This is a genomic window from Streptomyces spongiae (assembly GCF_009377185.1).
GTDB classification, from domain to species: domain Bacteria; phylum Actinomycetota; class Actinomycetes; order Streptomycetales; family Streptomycetaceae; genus Streptomyces; species Streptomyces spongiae.
Genome location: NZ_VJZC01000045.1, coordinates 20796 through 34312 on the forward strand (window position 1 = coordinate 20796; position 13517 = coordinate 34312).

Annotated in this window: 13 protein-coding genes; 4 read left to right on the forward strand and 9 right to left on the reverse strand. The window is 71.1% G+C overall.

Translation table 11 applies throughout. The features are described from left to right. Window positions 1-34: 34 nt before the first annotated feature. The gene (locus FNH08_RS09905) at window positions 35-619 is read right to left on the reverse strand and encodes a TetR/AcrR family transcriptional regulator (protein ID WP_152771056.1); all 585 of its coding nucleotides are present in this window, start codon (window positions 617-619) and stop codon (window positions 35-37) included. Window positions 620-731: 112 nt separating this feature from the next. Here FNH08_RS09905 and FNH08_RS09910 point away from each other — a divergent pair, with 112 nt between their 5' ends. Further along, window positions 732-1634 carry a hypothetical protein gene (locus FNH08_RS09910; RefSeq protein WP_152771058.1) on the forward strand — a complete coding sequence of 301 codons (903 nt, stop codon included), beginning with the start codon at window positions 732-734 and terminating at the stop codon, window positions 1632-1634. A 152-nt stretch (window positions 1635-1786) separates the two neighbouring features. On the opposite strand, the gene FNH08_RS09915 is transcribed toward FNH08_RS09910, so the two are convergent. The 3 genes from FNH08_RS09915 to FNH08_RS09925 form a co-directional block, all read right to left on the reverse strand. Then, window positions 1787-3172 (reverse strand): LCP family protein, encoded by a 1386-nt coding sequence (locus FNH08_RS09915; protein WP_407704347.1) that lies wholly within the window; start codon window positions 3170-3172, stop codon window positions 1787-1789. Window positions 3173-3402: 230 nt separating this feature from the next. Next, a complete protein-coding gene (locus FNH08_RS09920) occupies window positions 3403-4344 on the reverse strand; it encodes a M56 family metallopeptidase (protein ID WP_152771062.1) in 942 nt (313 codons plus the stop codon). A 6-nt stretch (window positions 4345-4350) separates the two neighbouring features. Beyond that, the gene (locus tag FNH08_RS09925; protein ID WP_322724137.1) at window positions 4351-4740 is read right to left on the reverse strand and encodes a BlaI/MecI/CopY family transcriptional regulator; all 390 of its coding nucleotides are present in this window, start codon (window positions 4738-4740) and stop codon (window positions 4351-4353) included. Window positions 4741-4928: 188 nt separating this feature from the next. Here FNH08_RS09925 and FNH08_RS09930 point away from each other — a divergent pair, with 188 nt between their 5' ends. Further along, window positions 4929-5504, forward strand: a complete 576-nt coding sequence (locus FNH08_RS09930; RefSeq protein ID WP_322724138.1) for a TerD family protein — start codon at window positions 4929-4931, stop codon at window positions 5502-5504. A gap of 23 nt (window positions 5505-5527) precedes the next feature. Then, complete coding sequence (locus tag FNH08_RS09935; protein ID WP_152771066.1) at window positions 5528-5842, forward strand: hypothetical protein; 315 nt, start codon at window positions 5528-5530, stop codon at window positions 5840-5842. On the opposite strand, the gene FNH08_RS09940 is transcribed toward FNH08_RS09935, so the two are convergent. Next, window positions 5828-7339 carry a flavin-containing monooxygenase gene (locus FNH08_RS09940; RefSeq protein ID WP_152771068.1) on the reverse strand — a complete coding sequence of 504 codons (1512 nt, stop codon included), beginning with the start codon at window positions 7337-7339 and terminating at the stop codon, window positions 5828-5830. The genes FNH08_RS09935 and FNH08_RS09940 overlap by 15 nt on opposite strands. A 1-nt stretch (window position 7340) precedes the next feature. Beyond that, entirely contained in the window at window positions 7341-8345 is a 1005-nt protein-coding gene (locus FNH08_RS09945; RefSeq protein ID WP_322724141.1) for a patatin-like phospholipase family protein, read from the reverse strand. A gap of 147 nt (window positions 8346-8492) precedes the next feature. Between FNH08_RS09945 and FNH08_RS09950 the strand changes: the two genes are divergently transcribed. After that, window positions 8493-9086 (forward strand): TetR/AcrR family transcriptional regulator, encoded by a 594-nt coding sequence (locus FNH08_RS09950; protein ID WP_152771070.1) that lies wholly within the window; start codon window positions 8493-8495, stop codon window positions 9084-9086. A 53-nt stretch (window positions 9087-9139) separates the two neighbouring features. On the opposite strand, the gene FNH08_RS09955 is transcribed toward FNH08_RS09950, so the two are convergent. The 3 genes from FNH08_RS09955 to FNH08_RS09965 form a co-directional block, all read right to left on the reverse strand. Further along, window positions 9140-9826 carry a DUF2238 domain-containing protein gene (locus FNH08_RS09955; RefSeq protein WP_152771071.1) on the reverse strand — a complete coding sequence of 229 codons (687 nt, stop codon included), beginning with the start codon at window positions 9824-9826 and terminating at the stop codon, window positions 9140-9142. A gap of 103 nt (window positions 9827-9929) precedes the next feature. Then, on the reverse strand, window positions 9930-12002 hold the full coding sequence (locus FNH08_RS09960; protein WP_152771072.1) for a glycoside hydrolase: 2073 nt from the start codon (window positions 12000-12002) through the stop codon (window positions 9930-9932). A 129-nt stretch (window positions 12003-12131) separates the two neighbouring features. After that, a partial coding sequence (locus tag FNH08_RS09965; RefSeq protein ID WP_152771073.1) for a beta-galactosidase occupies window positions 12132-13517 on the reverse strand: 1386 nt, incomplete at its 5' end.

Genomic DNA, 13517 nt, shown 5'->3' on the forward strand with positions numbered 1-13517 from the left:
TTGATCGGTGTCCGGTCCATGTCGGCGCGCCGGCTCAGTCGGACGGGATGGACGGCGCGGGCCAGTTCCGCAGCAGGGCGTCGAGGGCGTCGATGACGCGCGTCCAGGTTTCCTGTGTGTCGGGGGCGCTGTGACTGAACCCTCCCCCGAGCTCCAGGGTGACGTAGCCGAGGAAGACGCTGCCCAGGAGCCTGACCGCGTGCGTCTGGTCCGGCTCGGTCAGGTCGTAGCCGCGCAGGATCGCTCGCGTCATCTGTGCGTGTCTGACGCCGGCGCTGGCGGCCGCCGTCTCCGGGGCGAGCCTCAGCTGGGCCGCGGCGTAACGGCCGGGGTGCTCGCGGGCGTAGTCGCGGTAGACGTCTCCCAGTGCGGCCAGGGCGTCCTTGCCTGCCCGTCCGGCCAGCGCGGCGGCACCCCGGTCGGCGAGTTCTTCCAGGGCGAGCAGGGCGATCCGGGTCTTGAGGTCGTCGGAGTTCTTCAGGTGCGAATACAGACTCGCGACCTTGACGTCGAAGCGTCGGGCGAGCGCCGAGACGGTCACCTCGTCGAAGCCGACCTCGTCGGCCAGCTCCGCACCCGCCTGAGCCAGGCGTTCCGGTGTCAGTCCCACGCGTGCCATAACCACCCCTTCTTCTCCTTACTCGATTATGTATTTACCTAAAGGGTTTAGGCAAATACAGAAGCTCGAAGGTCGAAGTGCGCCGATGTCCGGCCCGTTGGAGCCTGGGGGCATGGAGCGCAAAGGCGCACGTCGTCGCGGCGGCGATGAGCACGATGTGGAAGCGGTACTCGACGAGCTCTACGCCACTCCCCCGGCCCGCTTCGTCCCACGCCGCGAGGAGCTGGCCGCCGCCGCGCGGACGGCAGGCCGTGCCGAGGACGCCCGCCGGATCCACGCGGCCCGTCGCCCCACCCTGGCGGCGTGGGCCGCGAACCTGCTCCTGCGCTCCCGGCCGCAGGAGAGCCGGCAGTTCCTGGAGCTGGGGAACGCGCTGCGCGAGGCCCACCGGGCCCTGGATCCCGACGCGATCAAGGAACTGTCCGCGCAGCGGCGGCGTATCGTCAGCGCGATGTCCCGGCAGGCGGCAGAGCTCGCCCTCGAAGCCGGGCACCGGCTGTCGGACACGGTGCGGCACGACGTCGAGTCCACCCTGAACGCGGTGCTCGCCGACCCGGACGCCGCCGACCAGTGGGCCGCCGGCCGTCTGCACAGCACCCTCACTCCGCCGGCCGCCTTCCCCTCCGCACGGCCGCAGACCGCGCCTGCATCGCCCCGGGCGGAGCGTACCGACGAACTCGCCGTGCGGCGGCGCGCGCGGGAGGAGGAACTCACCCGGGCCCGCGAGGCAGCCGAAGCGGCGGGGCAGCGGCTACGGGATCAGCGCGCGGAGCACACGGCTGCCGAAGCATCCCTGGAGCGGGCACGTGACAGACGGGACCAGGCCCATCAGCAGGTCGAGGCCACGGAGCAGCGCTTGCGGCAGGAGCGGGAGGTCCTCAAGCAGGCCGACCGTGACCACGGGCAGGCCGAGAAACAGCTCCATACCGCCGCCGACGCACTGGCCCGGGCCGAACGGGAGGCCCGCGAGGCATCTCGGGAGGTGGAACGCCTCGGGAGGCGGCGAGCCAGATAGGTGGTGCGTCAGATAGATGGTGCGTCAGCCGGGCGGGTCCCGTTCGGCGAGGCGTAACGATTCTCAAGGCCGCCGACGGCGTCGCCTGAGTCACTCCCCCTCGGGCAGCGGGCCGGACACCGCGGATCCGCGTGGTGTCCGGCCCGGTGGCGTCACCGTATGGCGTCGAGGTCGAGGTCCGTCCCTACGACGAGCGTCACCACGCCCGCGGCGGCGGCCGCGTCCTGGATGGCCTTGGCATCGGGCAGCCGGGAGGACAGGACCTCGGCCTGCTCGCGCAGCGCCTGCGGGTACGTGACCTTGGTGGTGCGGGTGTTCTCGGGAGCGTTGCCGGTGCCGACGACGGTGAGTCCGGCTTCGCGCAGCCTCTCGGCGACGGCGGCGGCCCGCCCGCTGACTCCCGTGCCGTTGAGGACCTGGACGCGCACGGAGGAGGCGTACACCGGGTTCTTCGCGTCCGCCGTCAGCTTCTTCTTGTCGACCTCCTTGTCGGTGGCGAGGGAGGTGAACAGGTCGGCGGCCTGCGGGTACTGCCACACGACGTTGGCCCGGTCGGCGGGCACGTCGGCCTCACGCGGGTAGTTGGGGACGGTCAGGAAGGTCAGCCGGTCCTTCGGTATGCCCTTGAGCTCGGAGGCCAGGCCGTAGAGCGGCTTGATGCCGGCCAGGTCCTCGTCCGTGGTCAGGGACTTCGTGGCGGACTCCAGGAAGCCGTACAGCGAGCTGGGGCTCGTCAGCTTGGACTGCGCCTTCTCGGCCAGGGCCTCCATGAACTCCTGCTGGCGGCCGATGCGGCCGATGTCCGAGCCGTCACCGACGCCGTAGCGGGCACGTACGTAGCCCAGCGCCTTCTCGTCCTTGACGGTCTGGCAGCCGGCTTCCAGGTCCAGGCGGGCCTTCTCGTCGTGGATGGCCTCCTCGGGGCAGACCTCGATACCCTCCAGGGCGTTGACCATCCCCTTGAAGCCCTGGAAGTCGACGGACATGAAGTGGTCGATGCGCAGCCCGGTGTTCGCCTCGACCGTCCTGATCGTGCAGGCGGCGGCGGAACCGACCTCGCCGGTGCTGCCGCCGATCGCGAACGCCGCGTTGATCTTGGAGCGTTGGGCGGTGGAGGTGGCGCCGTCGCCCTTGTCGCACTCCGGTATCTCCACCCACGAGTCACGCGGGAAGGACACCACGGTCGCCCACTTCCGGTTCGCCGGGATGTGCATCACCATCAGCGTGTCCGACTGCATGGTGGTCAGGTCCTTGCCGTACTTGGCGTTGGCACCGTCGCGGCTGTCCGAGCCGACGACCACGATGTTCTTGGAGCCGGGGCTGAGGTTGACCGGCCGGCCCTCGCCGAGCTTGTTGTCGAGGTCGGCGGACCCGATGTTGCCGTCCAGGCTCTGGTACAGCCAGGTACCGACACCGGCGACGCCGAGGACGGACACGGCCAGTCCGCCGACGACCCACGTGACGATCTTCCCCCGCCGGGTCAGCCGCGTAGGCCGGCCCCCGCTCGGCGCACGCCTCTGTTTTCCCCTGCTGCCCACCGGTGCCCCTCCCCCGTCTCGGCCGCACCGGGCCGGTCGACTCCCCACGCGTCCGATGCCGGTGCGCACCGGACGCCGCAACTCTACGGCCATGTAGAGATACGTACGGCAGACGGGTACATCTCACGACACCCGGAACCGCACCACCCCACCGCCCGCCCTGACCTGACGTCAGGACGCAGAAGCCTACGCGCCGCCCCGCGTTCGCATGTCCCGATATCCCGCTTCACTCACAGGGGTGTCGCGGCGTACAGGATGAGGAACATGGTCACGGCCGAGTTCGCCGACGACATCGCCGACACGGCCGCGCCCACCGCCGCTGCCCACGCGGCCAGGCCCACCGACGTGAACACGGAGGGCCAACTGCGCACCGCGGGCGCTGGATCGAGCAGGGCCGCCACCCTACGGGGCACCGGGCCCGCGGCGGCGAAGCCCGCGAGCGTCGCCACCGGGGTGCCGCGGGACACGAGTGCCGCCTTGCCGATCGCGCGGGCCACGACTCTGCGACTGCCGACGGCCTGCGCCGCGTCCTCGTCGGCCCACCGCTCCGCCGTGTACGACACCGCCGTACGCAGCGGCCGCAGGAAGGGGTTGGCGCGCGCGGCCAGTTGGACAGCCAGGAGGAACCGGTGGTGCCGGGCCACCAGATGGGCTCGCTCGTGGGCGAACAGCGCGCGCCGCTCGGCCGGTTCGAGGGAGCTCAGCAGAGCCGTGGTCACCACCACACGGCCACCGCGGCCACGACGGCCACCGGGCAGCGCGTACGCGTACGGCACCGCGTCGGGCAGGACCGCCACCTCCGTGTCCGGCAGGCCCGTCAGCGCCCGGTGGGCACCGCGACGGACCCGGCTGTGCCTCCCCAGGGTGCGAGCGCAGGCCAGCAGGACCGCGAGCAACGCCGGAATGGCCAGCCTGCCGGCGACCTCGTCGTACGGCACCGCCTCGCGCACCTCGGGGTCCGACCAGCCGTCGGGCAGCGGGTTGCCCGGCAGTTGCGCCGTGCCGACCACCATGAGCAGCCCCAGGCACACCGTGCTGCACACCGCCGTCACCACGGCCACTGTGGTCAGCAGACGGGTCGCGGCCCTCGGATGCAGATGCTGCTCGGCCAGCCGCGCGATCGGCCACGCCGTCAACGGCAGCACCAGCGGCAGAAAGACGAACACCCCCATCAGGCTTCAGTCTTCCCCTTCGCCCTCGACCCGGCCCAGCAGTTCACGCAGCAGTCGCTCGTCGTCCGGCCCCAGTCCCGTCACGAAGCTCGCCAGCACCGCCCCTCGGTCGCTCTCGCCGTCGAGCACCCTGCGCATCTTGTGCGCGGCGAGCCCGGCCTGGTCCGAGGCAGGGGTCCATGCGAAGGACCGGCCGGCGCGCTCTCGGGTCACCGCCCCCTTGGTCAGCAACCTGGTCAGGATCGTGATCACCGTCGTGTAGGCCAGATCGCCGCCCAGGTGCTCCTGCACCCACCCTGCCGTCGCGGGCCCGTCCGCCTCACGCAGGGCGGACAGGACCAGCGCCTCGAGCTCACCCTGTCCCCGCCGCCGGGCGCGCTGTGGGTGATCCGTCACGTCCTGTCTCCCTTCCGCCGCCGACCGCTTCCCGAGCGGCCATCGTATAGACGGCGGCGACCGCCGCGGCCCTTCCCTCGACTCCCGCGCGATCACGCACCCCCAACAATCTTCTACAGTGTTGTAGATTCTACGTCGGGGACCGCACCGGCGGTCGTCGATCACACCTGCTCAACAAGGAGTACACAGTGGGAGTTTCCCTGTCCAAGGGCGGCAACGTCTCGCTCAGCAAGGAGGCGCCCGGCCTCACCGCCGTGCTGGTCGGTCTCGGCTGGGACGTGCGCACCACGACCGGCACGGACTACGACCTCGACGCCTCCGCACTGCTGCTCGACGCCTCCGGCAAGGTGGTCTCCGACCAGCACTTCATCTTCTACAACAACCTCAGGAGCCCCGACGGTTCGGTCGAGCACACCGGCGACAACCTCACCGGTGAGGGCGAGGGCGACGACGAGTCCGTCAAGGTGGACCTCGTCTCCGTGCCCGCCGGGGTCGACCGGATCGTCTTCCCCGTCTCCATCCACGACGCCGAGAACCGCCGCCAGAGTTTCGGCCAGGTCAGCAATGCCTTCATCCGCGTCGTCAACCAGGCCGGCGGCGCCGAGATCGCCCGCTACGACCTCTCCGAGGACGCCTCCACCGAGACCGCCATGGTCTTCGGCGAGCTCTACCGGGGCGGCGCCGACTGGAAGTTCCGCGCCGTCGGGCAGGGTTACGCCTCCGGACTGGCCGGCATCGCCGCCGACTTCGGCGTCAACATCTGAACCTTCAGCCGTCAGGAGACCACGTGCCCCACCCGACCGGCCGGACCGCGCGGTGCCGGCGCGCCCCCACCGACCTGCTGACCGCGCTGGCGATCCTCACACCGCCCCTGGCCGTCACGTCCGCCGTCGCTCTGCTCGTCCTCGGCCACGTTCTCCAACTGGCCGACGTACGGGGCGCTTTGCCTGGCTCACTCGTCACCGCCGGCTGGATCCTGGCACTCGTCGCCGGCCTGAGCGCGCTCCTCGCCTTCGCGGCGCTGCTCAACACGGCGATACGCGCCCCCGCTCCACCCACGACGAGGCCACCCGGCGGGCAGGACCCCTCATGTCCGGACTGAGTGGTCAACTGAGTGGTCATAGGCCTCCGGGTCGAACCGGGCCAGACGTCGCCGCATCCGGCCCGTCGACCAGGGCCAGCTGAAGCTGTTGCGGCCGTTGCTGTCGAGGTAGTAGCTGGAGCAGCCGCCCGCGTTGTAGACGGTGGACGGCAGTGCCTGCTGGACCTCGGCGTTGAAGGCGGCCTGGACTTCGGGGCGTACGTCCATGGTGGCCCAGCCCGCGGAGCGGAAGTGGCGCACCGCCCGTGCCATGTAGTCCAGTTGGGCTTCGAGGACCATGTAGGCGGAGGAGTGTCCGGTGCCGAGGTGCGGTCCGAGGAGGATGAACGCGTTGGGGAACCCGCTGACGGTGGTGCCGAGGTAGGCGTCCGGACTGCCCTTCCAGTGGTCGTCCAGACTGGCGCCGTCGGCGTCGAACACGCGTTGGGCGACGGGCATGTCGAGGATGTGGAAGCCCGTGCCCAGGATGATGGTGTCGACGTCCGCGGCACTGCCGTCGACCCCGATGACACGGCTGCCCTGGACGGACTCGACGGCCGTGGCGTGGACGGTGACGTTGGGCCGGGTCAGGGCGGGATAGTACGTGTTCGACAACAGGAGCCGTTTGCAGCCCAGGGTGTAGTCCGGGGTCAGTGCCCGGCGCAGCCGTGGGTCCTTGACCGTGGTCCTGAGATGGAGCGAGCCCAGCCTCTGCACCGCGCGCAGGAGGGACGGGTGCCGGAACCCCACGCCCAGGGCCTCCATCGCCGCGTACTCCGCGTTCCGCAGGGCCCGTTGGGCTGCCGGGACGCGCCGCATGAGCCATCGTTCGGCGTGGGGCACGTAGTGGTCGGGCTTGGGCAGCACCCACTGGGCGGTGCGCTGGAACAGGTGCAGCCGGCCGACGCGGGGCTGGATGGCGGGGACGAACTGTACGGCCGAGGCTCCGCTGCCGACGACCGCGACGCGTGCGCCGGTGAGGTCGTGGTCGTGGCGCCAGCGCGAGGAGTGGAAGACCTCGCCGGGGAAGTCCGCCAGGCCGGGTATGCCGGGGAGCAGCGGTTCGTGCCAGGGCCCGGCTGCCGCGATCAGGAAGCGGGCGGTGTAGCGGCCGCGGGTGGTCTCGACGTGCCAGCGGGCGTCTCGGGGGTCCCACCCCGCGCGTGTTGCCTCGGTGCCGAAGCGGATGAGTGGCGTGATGCCGTACGCGGCCGCCGTGGTGCGCAGGTAGGCGCGGATCTCGGGCTGGCCGGCGAAGGCGCGCGTCCACTCCGGGTTGGGCGCGAAGGAGTAGGAGTACAGGGCGGAGGGGACGTCGCAGGCGCAGCCCGGATAGGTGTTGTCCCGCCAGGTGCCGCCCAGGTCGTCCGCCTTCTCGATGAGGACGAGGTCGTGCATGCCGGCCTGGCGCAGCTTGATGGCCGCTCCGATGCCGGACAGACCGCTGCCGATGACCAGCGCCTCCACGTCGCGGGTCTCACGGGTGACGGCCGTCGTGAGGCTGTCGGGGTGCGGCATGTCAGGCTCCTGTCCGGGCGTCGGGGCGCTGGCCCGTGCGGTGGTGCCCGGCGGGAGGCGGGAGGCTGTCGCGGACGACGGCCCGCGTGGTGCGCAGGGCGGTCTCCAGAACGGCCGGGCGGCGCCGGGCGTCCATGAAGTTGCCGCCCATCACCTCCAGGTCGGCGGCGGTGGGTTCGATACGGACGACCCGGGTGCCCGTGGCCCGCAACGCGGCGCACTCCGCGGTGAGCGTGCGGGTCATGGCGCGGCGCAGCAGCGCTTCCGCCCGGCCGAGCCCTCTGCGCGGGGCGGGCGAGAGCGAGCTCATCGGCGCGATGACGTACACCTCGTCGAGCCCGCTGGGAACCAGGAGGTCGGCGGACGCGGTGGAGAGGATGCCGCCGTCCGCATAGCGTCGGCCGCCGATGCGCACGGGCGGGAACCAGCCGGGGACCGCCCAGGACGCCCGCAGCGCGTCGCGCAGGGCGGCCGGAGGGGTGTCGGGGTGCCCGAAGACCGTGCGTCGGCCCGTGTCGAAGTCGGTGGCCACCAGCCAGGTCGCGGGATGCCCGACCCACTGTCCGGCAGGTGTCAGTAAGTCCGACAGGGCCGCCAGCCGGCCGGCGTCACCACGGCCCTGCGGCAGCAGGCCGGAGAGGCCGGCCAGCGCGGGAACGGTGCGGCGCAGCGCGTGCCGTGCCAGCCCCGGCGCCCCGGAGAAGAGCGCGGGCCGTGGCGGGATCCCCCGGGGCGCGGCAGCGAAGTGGCGTACCAGTTCCGGGCGGGCGTCCTGCTGGGCGAGTTGCGCGGCCAGCAGTTCCTCCACACCGATGCCGCCGCCGAGCAGGGCCGCGAGCTCCGCCCCGGCGGAGGTGCCCACCAGGACCTCGGCGTCGCGCGGGTCCCATCGCAGGGCCTGCTGGAGCGAGTGCAGCGCGCTGATGGTCCAGGCTGCGCCGAGTGTTCCACCGCAGCCCAGCACCAGTCCGCGGGAAGGGGTCGTTCGTGTGGCCGCTGAGGTCACTTGAGGTTCTCCGCCCATTCGGATACCGACGAGATCCGGATACTAGTGGTATCCGGATGGGCGGCGACAGCCCTGCGCGGAGATAGGATCCGAGGGCTTCGGGGAACTTCAGGGGAACACCGCGCAGGACGGGAGAGGGAGCGAGACATGGCCCGCCTCAGCCGCGTCGAGAGTCAGGAACGCACGCGGGAGCGGCTCGTCGCCACCGCGCGGGAGTTGTTCCTGCGCGACGGCTACGGCGCCACGTCGCTCAGCGATGTCGCGGAGACGGCCGGCTACTCCAAGGGCGCCGTCTACTCCAACTTCCGCGGCAAGGACCACCTGTGCCTCGCCGTCCTCGACGACATCCGGGCCGAGCAGCTGGCCCTGCTCACGGAGTCCGTCATGCGTGACACCCGGATCGAGGACCGTCTCGCGACGTTCACCGCGTGGGCCGAGGCGCACATCGGCGACGAGGCCTGGACCACGCTGGAGGTCGAGTTCCTCACCCGGGCCCGTCACGACGACGAGATCCGGCATGAGATCACGGCACGTGTCGCCGCGATCCGCGAGGCGCTGGCCCAGCTCCTCGAAGCGCTGGCCCAGGAGTTGGGCGCCTCCTTGGCCATGCCTGCCGACCAGGCGGCGATGACCCTGCTCAGCCTCGGCATCGGGATCGGCGTCCAGCGGATCGCCGACCCGACCGTCCCCACCGCCGTCCTGACGGACACGCTGCGGCTCGTGCTGCGGATGAGCCCGTAGGCGCTTGTGTTTCAGGAGTGCCCGAAGCGGGCTCAGGAATGCCCGAGGCGGGCTCAGGAGTGCCCGAGGCGGGCGAGATGCCGGTCGTGCACCCGGCTGAGGAGCAGCAGCGAGCACGTGGCCCCGATCAGGGCGCAGAACATGTCCCACTGGGTGTCCCACACGTCTCCCTGGGTGGCGAGGAACGCGTCGGCGGCGTGGCCGCCCGCCACGGCAGCGGCCCACTCCAGCATCTCGAAGACCGCGCTGAAGGCCAGGCAGGCGCAGACGGTCAGCGGAGCCAGCCAGCGGCTGCCGCGCAGCGGCGAGGTGCGGACGAGGAGTTCGCGGACCAGGATCGCGGGGACGAAGCCCTGCATGAGGTGGCCGAACCGGTCGTAGGGGTTGCGCTCCAGGCCGAACCAGTCGCGCACCCAGTCACCCGCGGGGACTTCCGCGTAGGTGTAGTGGCCTCCCACGATGAGGACCAGCGCGTGTGCGGCCAGCAGGCAGCACAACAGATCGCTGAGCGGGAACCGCTTGCGCAGCAGGACCACAAGCGGCAGTCCGACCATCACCCACACGGTCTCCAGCACCCAGGTGGTCGGGTCCTTCGGGTACCACGCCGACACCGCGAGCGCGAGGGTGACGACGGCCAGCAGGACGACGGGGAGCCGCCGGCCGGTGCCACGGCCGGAGCGACGAGCGGCGGACGGCCGGGGTTCCGCCGACGAGCGAACGGCGGTCGGGAGGGCGGACATGATGATGATCTCCTCGTGTCAGGGTGGTCATCATCGTCCGGTCGCTCCCGACCGCCGGTCATGAGTACGGGTACTCATCGGCACCTGTGGTGCTGCCCGGGTGCTACTCCGTGGCGCCGCTCACCTGCTCCGTCACATCGGCCACCTTCCACCGCTGGTTGGCCCCGGAGTTCGGGGTCCACGTGGTGACGGCCGCGCCCTCGTTGGTGGCCTGGCCGCCGACCTCCAGGAGCCGGTGGGTCGCGACGTTGACGAGGGTCCAGGTGCCGTCGCCGGTGGTGGACATGACCCACTGGGTGGCCTCGTCGCGCTCGCCCTCGTCGGGCTCGACCACTGGGGTGTTGTCACGGACGGCGAGCCGCTTGCCCTCGGCGGGGTTGGTGAAGACGTACCGGTCGAGGACCCCGGAGTCGGAGCGCACCGAGCGCAGCTGCCACTGCTGGCCGGGGGCGGTGGCGTCCGCGCTGCCGGACCGGATGACCAGGTTGGTGCCGTTGTCCCCGACGGTGACGGCCTTGCCGCTCTGGACGCCGGTCAGGGTGTAGGTGTGGCCCTTGCGCAGCAGCGGGGCGTCCTTGGCGACGCCGGACACGCCCTTGACTGCGAAGGACGTCACGGACTGCGCGGGCACGGTGAAGGTGGCCGTGCGGTCGGTGACCTTGATCGGGTCGTGCTTCTTCAGCTTGCCGTTCGCGTCGGTCACGACGGGGGTGACGGTCGCGCCCCGGCTGACGTCACGGAACTTGGAGAGGTCGATCGTGACCGTGCGGGCCTCGGTGGTGCTGTTGACGTGGACGACCGAGGCGCCCTTGCCGTTCTTCGTCACCGCGGCCGCGCTGGAGGTGTCGTCCACCTTGATCAGCCGGTCGCCGGGCTTGATGAAGTGGGTGAAGTTGCGCGCGGTGTCGAACTTGGTGTTCGTGTAGATCGGGCAGGTCTCCAGGGTGTCCGTGGAGGTGCAGCTGAAGGGGAGCTGGATGCTGCCCCAGTTGCCGCCCTTGGCGGACTCCCCGCCCGGCTTCATGTTGTCGTAGTCCTCGACGGGCTGCCAGAACACCCAGGCACGCGGCTCCAGTTCGCGCAGGTCGTCGACCATGCGCTGGGCGAGCCCGAGGCCCGGCCGCATGTCCGTGAAGCTCTGGCCGTCGCCCCAGTCGCCCTCGACCTCGCTCATCCACAGCCGCTTGTTCTCGGCCTTGGAGATGTCGCGCACGGTGGTGCGCTGGCCGGTGCCGTAGGTGTGGACGTTCATCTGGTCGACGAGGTCGCGGGACTCCGTCGAGTAGCCGCTCCAGTTCGTCGCGAACGTACTGGGGTTGGTCTCGTCCATCGCGGAGATCTCGGCCTTGGTCCTCGCCTTCTTCAGGGCGGGGGCCAGGGCCTTGATGACCTTGTCCTGGAGGGCGGGGCCGATGTGGGCGCCCTCCTGGCGGCCGCCGACGGGCTCGCCGTCGGCGCCCAGGCGGGTGCTCCAGTAGTTGGTGTTGGGCTCGTTGAAGGGGTCGACGGTGTCGACCTTGATGCCCTCGGCCTTCTCCAGCCGCTTGGTCGCGCCCGCCATGTAGGCGGCGAAGTCGTCGATGGACTCGGTCTTGAGCTGGTCGTCGGTGGCGTTGAAGCCGCCGGAGACGTAGCCGCTGACCGTCATGAACCACGGCGGGGAGTTGCTGAAGGTTTCCCAGTGGTCGATGTCGTCCTTGATGCGGTCGACCCACCAGCGCTGGGTGAGGTCGGCGTTCTTGTTCCAGTCGGCCGGGTCGTCGGCGCTCCACCAGTCGGTGTCCTCGCGGGTGGTGCCCGCGGGGGCCTTCCACCATCCCTCGACGGCGCCGCCGGCGCGCAGGTAGTCCTTGACGTCGGGGGCGTTGCCGCCGCCGATGTTGTAGCGGGCGATGTTGAGGGCGAGGCCGTCGTCGTCGAAGAGGAGCTTCGCGAGCTTCTCGCGGATCGGCTTCGGGTAGTCGCCGGTGGCGTTGGCGAACCAGACGAGGCTGGTGCCCCAGCCCTCGAACTTCTCCTGCTTGTAGGAGGGGTCGGGCTGGACGGTGACGGAGGCGGTGTCCGCCGCCGTCACCTGCGCCGTGGACGACGGGGCGGAGACCAGAGCGGCCCCGGTCGCCAGAGCGGTGAGACTCGCGGCTCCGAGGAGCCGTCTGCTGCGGGTACGGCGTGCCATCGTGTGCTCCCAACTCGGTGTGGTCGCTGTGGTGGATCCTCCCGTCCACGAAGGGCGGGAGGGATGGCCCTCGAACGGGTGCGGAGCCGTTCGAGGAGTCGGATGGGTGGGTCCGGCGTCAGGCTGGTGTCAGGCGGTGGGCTGCCGCAGTACGGCTACGCCCCTGGGGTGCAGTACGAGAGCGCCGTCGGCGTCGGCCTGGCCGACCAGGACCTCGCCGGCCAGGCCGGTGACAGGCACCGTCCCGTCGGTGCGGTTGACCAGGAAGAGGAAGCGGCTGTCGGGCCCGCGGCGGACGGCCGTTTCGACCAGCCCTCGCGCATCGCCCGGCAGTTCGCTCTCGACCCCGGCCGGCGCGAGCAGCCGCGGCAGCAGGGCGGTGAGCCCTTCGGCGCCGAGCCGGGTGGAGACGTACGCGGCCGAACCGCTGCCCGTGGGGCGGCGGGTGACGGCCGGGCGCCCGGCGTGCGCGCCTGTGCGGTAGGCGGCCAGGACGTCCGTCTCCGGGTCGGTGACGGTGATGCGGTCGGTCCACAGGCTGCCGGTGGTGGAGTCGTCCAGTTCGACGGTGTCCCCGGCGAGCAGCGGGCCGAACTCCTCGATGCGGATGCCGAGCAGGTCGCGCAGGGCGCCCGGGTAGCCGCCGAGCCAGATGTGGTCGTTCTCGTCGACGATCCCGGAGAAGTACGTGGTGACGAGGTGGCCGCCGTTCTCGGCGTACCGCGTGAGCTCCTTGGCGAGGTCGGCGGGGACGACGTGGAGCACGGGTGTGATCAGCACCCGGTAGCGGTCCAGGTCGGTTCGTGTGGTGACGACGTCGGCGCGGACACCGAGGGCGAGGAGCGCCGAGTACCAGTCGAGCGCTTCCTGGCGGTAGTCGAGCAGGGAGGTCGGGTGCGAGTCCTGCTCGCTCGCCCACCACGACTCCCAGTCGAAGACGATGCCCACGGGGGCGGTCTCGCGCTCGGAACCGGCGACGGGGGCGAGGGTCTTGAGCGTGTCTCCGAGGGCGACGACAGCGCGGAAGAGGTCGCTGTCCTCCCCGGCGTGCGGCACCATCGCCGAGTGGTACTTCTCGGCGCCGGCCGCCGACTGCCGCCACTGGAAGTAGCACACGGCGTCGGCGCCGTGCGCGACGTGCAGCAGCGAGTCGCGGGCCAGATCGCCGGGCCGCTTGGCGACGTTGACGGGCTGCCAGTTGACCGCGCTGGTGGAGTGCTCCATCAGGAACCAGGGGCGTCCGCCGGCGATGCCGCTGGTGAGGTTGGCCGAGAAGGACAGCTCGTCGCGGTCCTGTGGGCCGGGGTGGACGTAGTGGTCGTTGGAGACGAAGTCGATCTCGTCGGCCCAGTCGGGGTAGTTCATGCCCTTGGTGCCGCCCATCACCATGAAGTTCGTGGTGACGGGCACGTCGGGGGTGATCTCGCGCAGGACGTCCCGCTCCGCGCGCAGGTACTCCTTCAGCGCTTCCGACGAGAAGCGCTTGAAGTCCAGTTGCTGGGTGGGGTTGGGGTG